The organism is Microcoleus sp. S28C3, assembly GCF_036700785.1.
Taxonomy (GTDB): Bacteria; Cyanobacteriota; Cyanobacteriia; order Cyanobacteriales; family Microcoleaceae; genus Microcoleus; species Microcoleus asticus.
The window spans coordinates 1-9,600 of the sequence record NZ_JAUBPO010000172.1 but is presented as its reverse complement, the minus strand read 5'-3'; the positions used below and the strand labels follow the sequence as shown (position 1 = coordinate 9,600).

General features: G+C 45.4%; 8 protein-coding genes and 2 pseudogenes. 6 read left to right on the top strand and 4 right to left on the bottom strand.

Translation table 11 applies throughout. The features are described 5' to 3' along the window. Nucleotides 1-116: 116 nt before the first annotated feature. A pseudogene (locus tag QUA13_RS30200) lies at nt 117-466 on the bottom strand (IS630 transposase-related protein); the annotation flags it as partial. Between the two features lie 75 nt (nt 467-541). On the opposite strand from QUA13_RS30200, the pseudogene QUA13_RS30195 reads away from it, so the two are divergent. The 3 genes and pseudogenes from QUA13_RS30195 to QUA13_RS30185 form a co-directional block, all read left to right on the top strand. Continuing rightward, nucleotides 542-1,280: pseudogene (locus tag QUA13_RS30195) on the top strand (IS66 family transposase); the annotation flags it as partial. A gap of 547 nt (nt 1,281-1,827) precedes the next feature. After that, nucleotides 1,828-2,766: a UDP-glucuronic acid decarboxylase family protein gene (locus QUA13_RS30190; RefSeq protein WP_172189985.1), complete on the top strand. Its 939-nt coding sequence runs from the start codon at nt 1,828-1,830 to the stop codon at nt 2,764-2,766. A gap of 139 nt (nt 2,767-2,905) precedes the next feature. After that, nucleotides 2,906-4,297: a UDP-glucose/GDP-mannose dehydrogenase family protein gene (locus tag QUA13_RS30185; RefSeq protein ID WP_333204489.1), complete on the top strand. Its 1,392-nt coding sequence runs from the start codon at nt 2,906-2,908 to the stop codon at nt 4,295-4,297. Between the two features lie 145 nt (nt 4,298-4,442). On the opposite strand, the gene QUA13_RS30180 is transcribed toward QUA13_RS30185, so the two are convergent. Then, nucleotides 4,443-4,913, bottom strand: a complete 471-nt coding sequence (locus tag QUA13_RS30180) for a hypothetical protein (RefSeq protein ID WP_172189979.1) — start codon at nt 4,911-4,913, stop codon at nt 4,443-4,445. A gap of 166 nt (nt 4,914-5,079) precedes the next feature. Between QUA13_RS30180 and QUA13_RS30175 the strand changes: the two genes are divergently transcribed. Further along, nucleotides 5,080-5,298 (top strand): helix-turn-helix domain-containing protein, encoded by a 219-nt coding sequence (locus QUA13_RS30175; protein WP_006632503.1) that lies wholly within the window; start codon nt 5,080-5,082, stop codon nt 5,296-5,298. Nucleotides 5,299-5,423: 125 nt separating this feature from the next. After that, nucleotides 5,424-7,607 (top strand): polyphosphate kinase 1, encoded by a 2,184-nt coding sequence (ppk1, locus tag QUA13_RS30170; RefSeq protein ID WP_333204487.1) that lies wholly within the window; start codon nt 5,424-5,426, stop codon nt 7,605-7,607. A 246-nt stretch (nt 7,608-7,853) separates the two neighbouring features. Here ppk1 and QUA13_RS30165 read toward each other — a convergent pair whose 3' ends face one another. Next, nucleotides 7,854-8,024: a hypothetical protein gene (locus QUA13_RS30165; RefSeq protein ID WP_015176488.1), complete on the bottom strand. Its 171-nt coding sequence runs from the start codon at nt 8,022-8,024 to the stop codon at nt 7,854-7,856. A 202-nt stretch (nt 8,025-8,226) separates the two neighbouring features. Next, nucleotides 8,227-8,727 carry a hypothetical protein gene (locus QUA13_RS30160; protein WP_333188739.1) on the bottom strand — a complete coding sequence of 167 codons (501 nt, stop codon included), beginning with the start codon at nt 8,725-8,727 and terminating at the stop codon, nt 8,227-8,229. A gap of 79 nt (nt 8,728-8,806) precedes the next feature. On the opposite strand from QUA13_RS30160, the gene QUA13_RS30155 reads away from it, so the two are divergent. Continuing rightward, entirely contained in the window at nt 8,807-9,358 is a 552-nt protein-coding gene (locus QUA13_RS30155; RefSeq protein ID WP_333204485.1) for a DUF2854 domain-containing protein, read from the top strand. Nucleotides 9,359-9,600: the final 242 nt, after the last annotated feature.

The window sequence follows — 9,600 nt, the reverse complement described above, 5'->3', positions numbered from 1 at the left end:
TCGCGTGGCTTTACTGAACCATTTAATTATAGTTCATTCGATCGTGTCTTCTCTGTTTGACCCTCATGAGTGAGTGTCAGTAACATGATACCTCATCTTTTCGAGAAAGGCTATATGTAGTATTTCATTCTTTCTTCTCTATTTATTTCTTGATAGCGAAGTTGTTTTTTTTTTGTAATTTTCAGTTTTTTTAAGGCATAGCATATGGCACTCGGTCTGACGCCTGAAAGTTCTTGCTCTTTCTACTAATCTTGCTGAGCGGATTTTTTTCAACATCTTTTTTGAGGGCTTCCCAATCTAGCTTTCGTTGACGGTGGTTGACCTGAGTTGGTCGAAGGTCTTCCCTACCTAACCATCTATAAATTGTTGCTCTTCCTACCTTAAATATGGCGGCCGCTTTCGTTATACTCCCTCCATTTTCCACATAATTGACTACTTTTTGTCTTAGGTCTAGACTGTAAGTCATTTTTTTGTAATTAACTATTTTTATCGATTTTATCATGATCTTACCTCTGTCTCACATTTATTTGAAATGACTATAAATGTTCATGTACATGAAACACCCCCGGTGTGTCATGGGGGTTAAAGAATGGTTATGGACGGCGAGTGGAAAAGGATTCTGTTTATTTCATGCTGCAGATACCAGGGGGCGGGTGGAATTGGAAACCATGCTGGGCAAAGAATTTGCTGGAGTCTTAAGCTCAGATGATTTCAGCGTTTATAATGGCGGGAACCTCGCAGCCCAAAAGAAGTGTCTGGCCCATTTACGGCGGCATTTCAAGAAAGTGCTGGAACTTCCTGGCAACAATAATGCAGCAGTCGCTCAACTATTTCTGTCATTAATTGATGAAGCTTTTATCGCCCACGAGTCCTGGCAAAAGACGAAGGAGCAACTTACCTACGACTCCTGGGCTGAGGATTTCAAAATACGATTGAATAAAGCCCTTGCCACTTGGTTGAACCAAGTTGGTTATGCCGCAGGTTTGTTGCTCAAATCCTTACGAGATAAAGCAAAACAGTGGTGGTATTTTCTGGATGACCCCTCGGTGCCTCCTGATAATAATTTAGCAGAACGTTCTCTACGGCTAGCTGTCACGAAACGGAAAGTTTCTGGTGGCTCTCGTTCGATGAAGCGATTTGAGGAAACTGCTGATCTATTGAGTGTGATTCAAACCTGTCGTTTTCAAGCTCGTTGAGTAATGGCTTTTTTCCGTGAGGCTCTAGAGGCCCATTCTTGTGCCTTTCCTATGCCTGAGCTCATTCCCTTCTTTCAGACCTGAATCCTTACCTCATAACTTTGCTCGATTATTGAGAAACTGTAAAACTAAAGGCTACACAATCAACCTAATTTACTTCTGGCTGCAATCTCCAGAAATGGCAATTGAACGGGTGCAACCCTGGGTTTAAAGTAGCGGACTTTCTATTCCCAAAATCGAGATAAATTCTCTCATATTGCTTTTCCGATAAATCCACCCTGGTTTTTTCAAATAAGCCCGTGAAGCGCAGCTATCCCGTAGGGCATCGCCCAACGTCAAACCGAAGTCATCAAAAAACCAATAACCAATAACAAATAACAAAATTATTGTCAACAGTATTTTTTCGGAAATAACATTGAAGGTTAAATAAAAATTGCTAGCTAAGATTTGCGAATTATAGCACTTTGTTCAAAGTATTTGAAAATGCTAAGTTAATTAAAGATTTTATGAAGGTGACGCATAAGTCTTTACATTGTCGATCGCAATTTTGTTATTGTATTAGAAAGTTTCATTCGAGCGACTGAATTTTTGTACTCCAGTCCTACCCCTAAACAGAACGGCAGTTTCCACAATGAGAATTTTAGTCACAGGCGGTGCGGGTTTTCTCGGTTCCCACCTAATCGATCGCTTAATGGCCCAAGGACATGAGGTAGTCTGCCTGGATAATTTTTACACCGGTACTAAACGCAATATCCTCAAATGGCTGGATAACCCATACTTTGAGCTGATCCGCCACGACATCACGGAACCGATTCGGTTAGAAGTAGATCAGATTTACCATCTGGCTTGCCCGGCTTCGCCAATACACTATCAGTACAACCCTGTCAAGACAATTAAAACAAACGTCATCGGCACGATGAATATGTTGGGATTGGCCAAACGGGTAAAAGCAAGATTTTTTCTCGCTTCCACTTCCGAAGTGTACGGAGATCCTGACGTACATCCACAAACAGAAGATTATCGCGGCAACGTTAATTGTATCGGGATCAGATCGTGTTACGACGAAGGGAAGCGAGTAGCTGAAACCTTATCTTTTGATTACCACCGTCAAAATGGGGTAGACATTCGAGTTGTACGAATCTTCAATACCTACGGCCCCCGGATGTTGGAAAATGACGGCAGAGTAGTGAGCAATTTTATTGCTCAAGCTTTGCGGAATCAACCGCTGACTGTATACGGCGACGGTTCCCAAACCAGGAGTTTCTGCTACGTTTCTGATTTGGTGGAAGGATTTATTCGTTTGATGAATAGCGACCAAATCGGGCCGATGAATTTGGGGAATCCCGGCGAATACACTATTTTGGAACTTGCAGAAAAAATTCAAAATATGATTAATCCAGGGGCAGAAATTATCTTTAAACCGCTGCCGGAAGACGATCCAAAACAGCGACAACCCGATATTACTCGTGCTAAAACTTGGTTGGGGTGGGAGCCAACTGTGCCGCTGGATAAAGGTTTAGAGTTGACTGTGAAAGATTTTCGCGATCGCATTGAGGGAAACCAAAAGTAGAGACTGCGAGAGGGAGAGACTGGGAGAGGGGGAGGGAAAAAATCTTCCTTATTCCCAATTCCCGATTCCCAACTCCCGATTCCGAATTCCCGATTCCCAATTCCTACCTGATTTATTTACTAGCTTTGAGGAGATTTCTATGCAAGTTTGTGTCATCGGTACAGGATATGTTGGCTTAGTCACCGGCACTTGTTTGGCTCACATCGGCCACCACGTGATTTGCGTAGACAACAACGAAGAAAAAGTTAAATTAATGAAGTCTGGACAGTCGCCTATTTTTGAACCCGGACTGTCTGAATTAATGTCCTCTGCATCTGCGGCGGGCAATCTAGAATTTACTTCGGATTTAGCAGCAGGAGTCTCTCACGGGGATATTTTGTTTATTGCCGTGGGGACGCCTCCTTTGCCTACTGGGGAAAGCGATACTCGCTACGTGGAAGCGGTTGCTCGTGGAATTGGAGCTCACCTCGACGGCGATTACAAAGTCATTGTCAATAAATCTACGGTGCCGATCGGTTCCGGGGACTGGGTGCGGAGGATTGTCCTCGACGGTTTGGCGGAACGTCAAAAAGCTCAAACCAATGATGCGGCGGCTACGGGTGAGGAAGTAGCAGCAAAAAAAGGTGTGGTATTTGATGTGGTTAGCAACCCGGAGTTTTTGCGGGAGGGCTGTGCTGTTTTCGATACTTTTAATCCCGATCGCATTGTTCTCGGCAGCAACTCTCGGCGGGCTATGGATATGATGCTACAGTTATACCGGCCGATTGTCGATCGCAAGTTTGCAGAAAATCCGTCTTTGCCGGAGGTTCCTGTGGTGATGACTGATATCAGTTCAGCGGAGATGATTAAGTACGCAGCTAATGCTTTTTTGGCTACGAAGATTAGCTTTATTAATGAAGTTGCTAATATTTGCGATCGCGTCGGTGCAGATATTACCCAAATAGCGAAAGGTATCGGTTTAGATTCGCGGATTGGTGGCAAGTTTCTGCAAGCTGGCATTGGTTGGGGCGGTTCTTGTTTCCCGAAAGATGTCTCAGCTTTAGTTCACACTGCTGAGGATTACGGTTACGAGGCGCATTTGCTGAAAGCGGCAGTGGAAGTAAACGAACGCCAGCGGTTGATTGCTATTGAAAAGTTGCAGCACGTTTTAAAGATTCTCAAAGGTAAAACAGTCGGACTTTTAGGTTTGACTTTCAAGCCGGATACTGACGATTTGCGGGATGCTCCTTCGCTGAATTTAATCGAGAGTTTGAACCGATTGGGAGCGAAAGTTAAAGCTTACGATCCGATTGTTTCTCAAACTGGGATGCGTCACGGTTTGTCGGGAGTTTTGGTAGAAACTGACCCGGAAAGGTTGGCCGACGGTTGCGATGCTTTGGTGTTGGTGACAGACTGGGAACAGTTTCGCAATTTAGATTACGATAAAATGGCGAAGTTGATGAATCATCCGGTGATGATTGACGGCCGCAATTTCTTAGATAAGAAGGCTTTAGAAGTGGCTGGTTTCCAATATGTGGGAATTGGAAGGTAAAGAAGAGTTTTGATCGAAACCTCTATCCCGTAGGGTGCGCCGAAGCGCACCTTACAAACGAGCATTTCTACGCCGTAGGATGCGCCGAAAAACACCTTACATTTGCTGGCTACCAACAATTGCGGGTTGAGTCGCCCCGCGTGCTTTAAAAATTTTCCATCAATGTTTTTTCTTGAGCGTAAACATCTCGTAGCTGTTGCAGCGCTGAGGCAGAAATTACCGATTTAACTGTAGCGACTAATTTACCCCACTCAAGCAAGCTGTCAACTGAAACAGCAGTTTTGAAGTTGTACGTATAGAATTTAGTCCAAAATTCTGGTGCTTGTGTCCGTTTCCAGCGTTTGTACCACGCGACAAAATCTTGAGCACAGGGCGGTTTAACTTCTAAGATTGGCGGAAAATCGGCGTAGCTGACAAATCGACTGAGGCCTTTGGCATGAACGTACACCACGTTGTGGCAGCATTCGATCCGGTATATCTGTTCGGGTGATATGTTGAACAGGAGCGCCACTGTTTCTTCGGTGACAAATCTCGATCGCGGATTGACGATCGACGATTTGTGAATAATTTTTGATGCGCCGATCGCTGACGCTCTTAACTGATTTTCTGATATCATTGTAGTTGCATCTGGTGGTGGTAGCTAAATCTATCTCTGCTAAGTGCGATCGACAGAAATTATCTGTCGGGATTAATTTTAACTGGCGATCGTCTTTAGTTTGCAGACCGGGGGCGATCGCTTTTTGATATATTATACTAAATCCAAAATTTTGTAAATAGTGAATATGAGCAAAGGCTTAGTCAGATTGCGGGTTCGAGAGTTGGCTGCCGAGAAGGGATGGACGCTCAAGGAGGTTGCGGAGCGATCGGGCGTGGGCTACAGTACCATTAGCAATTATGCCCGTTCTCAGGGGATGGCAATGGTTGACTTTGCCGCAGTTCACAAGTTGGCTCGCACCTTTGATGTGATGATTGAGGATTTCGTGGTAATCCTAGAAAAATAGTTGAACTTTTTGCCTAAATTCAATGTTTTAGCGATCGACCAAAAGCAGATGCGAACAAATCCTTTAACCTACAATACTATTTTTAGAGATGCCATCACCGAGCCTCCGAAAGACTCCCCCAAACCATGCCCAAGCCAAAAAAGACCCCCGCCAAAACCTACACTGAAATCAACCTCAGCGACCCTCAATATTACTTCAACCGAGAACAAAGCTGGCTAGAATTCAACAACCGCGTGCTCCACGAAGCCCTCGACCCCCGCACGCCCCTCCTAGAAAGACTCAAATTTCTCGCTATTTTTAGCTCCAACCTAGACGAATATTTTATGGTGCGCGTAGGCGCCCTCAAACAGCAAGTACACGCAAAAGTCAGCAAATTGACCTCCGACGGCAGCACGCCTCAACAACAGCTAGATGCCCTTAACAAGCGGCTTTTGCCGATGGTTTCTCAGCAACACGCCTATTTTGAGCAAACCCTGCGGCCGAAACTAGCAGCAAGCGAAATCTACATTCTCGACTACATTGACCTCAATCAAGAACAGCGCAATTATTTGCACCGCTACTTCAAAGAACAAGTATTTCCCGTACTCACTCCCCTAGCAGTTGACCCCAGCCACCCCTTCCCCTACCTTTCCAATCTCAGCCTCAATTTAGCAGTAGTAGTCAGAGACCCGGACACGCGCGAAGAATTGTTTGCCCGCGTCAAAGTACCGCAGGTTTTGCCGAGGTTTTTGCCGCTGCCGGGGGATTTGCAGTGGCAGCAGAGGGGCAAATCTCCGGTTTGGACTGGGGTGCCCCTAGAACAGGTGATTGCCCACAATTTAGAAGCTTTGTTTCCGGGGATGGACGTAGAGGAATATCACCCGTTCCGCATTACTCGCAATTCCGATTTGACGGTGGAGGAAGATGAGGCGGAGGATTTGCTGCTGGCAATAGAACAGGAACTCCGCAAGCGCCGGTTTGGAGGTTCTGCGGTGCGCATGGAAATTCAAGCGATTATGCCGCCTGCGCTGCGAGATATGCTGATGGAGGAGCTGGATCTCGGCGAGCAAGATGTTTACGTCGTAGAGGGGCTGCTAGGCCTCAAGGATTTGATGTCTTTTGTGGGGCTGCCGGTGCCGGAACTGAAAGACCCGCCTTGGACTCCGGTTGTGCCACCGCGCTTGCGGAACTTGGAATCGGCAAGGATTTTAGAGAAATCAATGTTGGATGCTGAGGATGGTCAGGATATTTTCACCGCCATCCGCCAGGGGGATTTGATGCTGCACCATCCTTATCACTCGTTTGCGGCGACGGTGCAGCGGTTTATTACTGAGGCGGCGCACGATCGCTCCGTGTTAGCGATTAAGATGACTTTATACCGCACTTCTGGAGATTCGCCGATCGTCAGCGCTTTAATTCAAGCAGCGGAAAACGGCAAGCAGGTAGCCGTTTTAGTAGAGCTCAAAGCTAGGTTTGACGAAGAAAATAATATTCTTTGGGCTCGCAAGTTAGAACAAGCTGGAGTCCACGTAGTTTACGGTTTGGTGGGACTCAAAACCCACACCAAAATTGTGATGGTAGTGCGTCGCGAGGATGGGTACATCCGTCGCTACGTCCACATCGGCACCGGCAATTACAATCCCAAAACAGCCGGACTGTATACCGATGTGGGTTTGTTGAGTTGTCGCGAGGATTTGGGATCTGATTTGACGGATTTGTTTAATTATTTGACTGGTTATTCGCGGCAGGTATCTTATCGCAAATTGTTGGTGGCACCGGTCAATATGCGCGATCGATTTTTAGCTTTAATTCGGCGCGAGGTCGAATTCTGCCGCTTGCAGGCCGAAGGCGGCAACGGTAGCTGCGGCCGCATTGTCGCTAAAATGAACGCTTTAGTTGACCCTCAAATCATTGTTGCTTTGTACGAAGCTTCGCAAGCGGGAGTTAAAATTGATTTGATTATTCGGGGGATTTGCTGTTTGCGTCCCGGCGTTGAAGGTGTTAGCGAAAATATCCGAGTTATCAGTATTATCGGCCGCTTCTTAGAGCATTCTCGGATGTTTTATTTTTTCAACGGTGGCGACGAAGAGGTATATATTGGTTCTGCTGACTGGATGCAGCGCAATCTCACAAGAAGGGTTGAGGCGATAGTTCAGGTAGAAGACCCGACAATTGCCAAGGAATTGCAAGAAATTTTGGGGGTAATGCTGGCTGACAACCGCCAAGCTTGGGATTTGCAGCCGGGAGGACACTACTCTCAGCGGCGGCCGCCTGCTAATTGCCCGGAAGTGAGCTCTCAGCAAATTTTGATGGATATGGTGATGAATTAGTCAGTAGTCATTAGTCATCAGTCAAATTTGCAGTGAGCAGTTGTCGGTTCTTGTTAGCTATTAAGCTGTACTGCATTTAATTTTCACTGTGAGGGCGGGCTCTCCGGTCTACCCCACAAGATTTTTAGTAACATAACTATCCAAATTAAATGAGCGACAGCTTAGCTAACAACTAATGACTGCTGACTACTGACTAATAACTAATAACTACTGACTAATGACTACTGACTACTGACCACTGACTGCTTAACTGTTAAAAGTCCGCTTGAATTCTTCTAAGAGATCGTCAATTTCTTCGATCGCCTGACTCACATCTATTCTCAGGGCTCCCAAGTCCGATCGATCTAACAGCCGCACGAGGGATTCCCGCTTGCTCTCGATCTCTGCTACGCGCTCTTTGATTGTTTGTGCATCCATGGTTTTTTGCCTTTGCTACTATTAACAAAAATATTTGAGATTCCCCTCTGCGAACAGACGGAGATTCTTAATTCACCGACCTACCTTTTTGGGCAAATCCTTCACTGTTTTTATATGGAAAGTGATGAACCTGCTCTGGGTTTTTGAGTCTGTGTTATAGTTTGATTGTACATCAAAACCTCAGCCAAACTTCAACCAAATTTTAGCGCAAAAAAGGCGGACGTTTGGTATCTGCGGGTTTATTTTTCATCATTCCAGCTAAAAATCGTTTCAAGGCCTTCTCCCGGTTTTTCATAAAAGCAGCCCAAAATCCCGGTTGATATTCATCCATTGTCTTGGCTAGGGCCCAGACATCGATCGCTAAGATATTATAAAGCCTTTCATCTTCGCGTTTGAGCGAGTTAATCTGCTCCAGAACCGACTTGTTTGCTCCAGCAGTTTGTTTGTCTTCGTCTTTAATCATGTCCGAAAAATGGTTGAAAGGGCAAGAGTGTCGATCGCGATCGCCACTCTGTATACTTTGATGATACTGCCGATCTCGATTGCCTTCTAAAACCAACGCCGCGCAATTAACACGGATATTTACCGATGGCGCGCCGGGGCGAGTCCGGCTGGATAAGCTTCTGAAGCTAGAGACAAGACTGTGGATGCACACCGTTCCCGCGCTCATAGATGCTAGCAGTTTTTGCAGGTCTTTTGGCAAAAAAACTAAATTTATTCAAGACTTTTTGACAGATAATAATTAAAGTATATTGTTGATTCCAGCTAACTACCTCACTAATATGTTACGTAAAATTTCTTTAGCAAACCTAGCCTTAGTTGTGGGCGGTATTATAGCAGCAGTCGGGTTCACAGCCTACTTCACAGACCAACCTACCCTGAACCTAGCCGGTTTTTTTTATGGCATTCCACTGTTGCTGGGAGGTTTGGCGCTGAAAGCCGCCGAACTCGAACCGGTGGAGTTCACTGAACCGACTTCTCCCGAAGTTCTTCTCCTGCGAGAAAGTCAGGCCACAGATACTCAAAACCAAGTCCGCAAAGATATCACCCGATTTCGCTACGGCCAACCCGCGCACTTAGATGATGCTTTGGAGCGTCTGGGCTTGGCCCCAACAGACGAGGAACGGCCCCTCCTGCAAGGGTTGCGGGAAGTTGATGTGGATGGTGCTTATGGGTTAATTTTAGAGTTTTATTCGCCGTTAATGCCGATCGACCTCTGGGAAGAAAAGCAAGACAAAATAGCTACTTTTTTTGGGCCAGGTTTGCGCGCACAAGTGAGTCAAAATGCGGATGACAAAATTGAATTGGCTTTAATTAAAAATACTCAAGCTTAAAGTAGTTTTAAGTTTGGAGTTGGTGAATTTTGGATTCGCCAATTAATAATTAATCCTGCATCACGTCAGATACTGATTTTAGCGGCAGCTTGAAACCTGTCGCTATCAACAAAAGCTCAATCTGCAATTGAGCGATCGCGCAAATTAGATTTTCCTTAATTACAATAGGAATGAAAATTTAATAACTTCACTATCTACTCAATTGTCGGAACAGCACGGTAATTCCATTTTGGCAAATATTC

What these genes read in the sequence shown, in the direction of transcription:
- QUA13_RS30155 (WP_333204485.1), top strand. Translation starts at nt 8,807, where the DNA reads ATGTTACGTAAAATTTCTTTAGCAAACCTAGCCTTAGTTGTGGGCGGT.
- QUA13_RS30165 (WP_015176488.1), bottom strand. Translation starts at nt 8,024, where the DNA reads ATGGATGCACAAACAATCAAAGAGCGCGTAGCAGAGATCGAGAGCAAG.
- QUA13_RS30180 (WP_172189979.1), bottom strand. Translation starts at nt 4,913, where the DNA reads ATGATATCAGAAAATCAGTTAAGAGCGTCAGCGATCGGCGCATCAAAA.
- QUA13_RS30190 (WP_172189985.1), top strand. Translation starts at nt 1,828, where the DNA reads ATGAGAATTTTAGTCACAGGCGGTGCGGGTTTTCTCGGTTCCCACCTA.
- QUA13_RS30175 (WP_006632503.1), top strand. Translation starts at nt 5,080, where the DNA reads ATGAGCAAAGGCTTAGTCAGATTGCGGGTTCGAGAGTTGGCTGCCGAG.
- ppk1 (WP_333204487.1), top strand. Translation starts at nt 5,424, where the DNA reads ATGCCCAAGCCAAAAAAGACCCCCGCCAAAACCTACACTGAAATCAAC.
- QUA13_RS30185 (WP_333204489.1), top strand. Translation starts at nt 2,906, where the DNA reads ATGCAAGTTTGTGTCATCGGTACAGGATATGTTGGCTTAGTCACCGGC.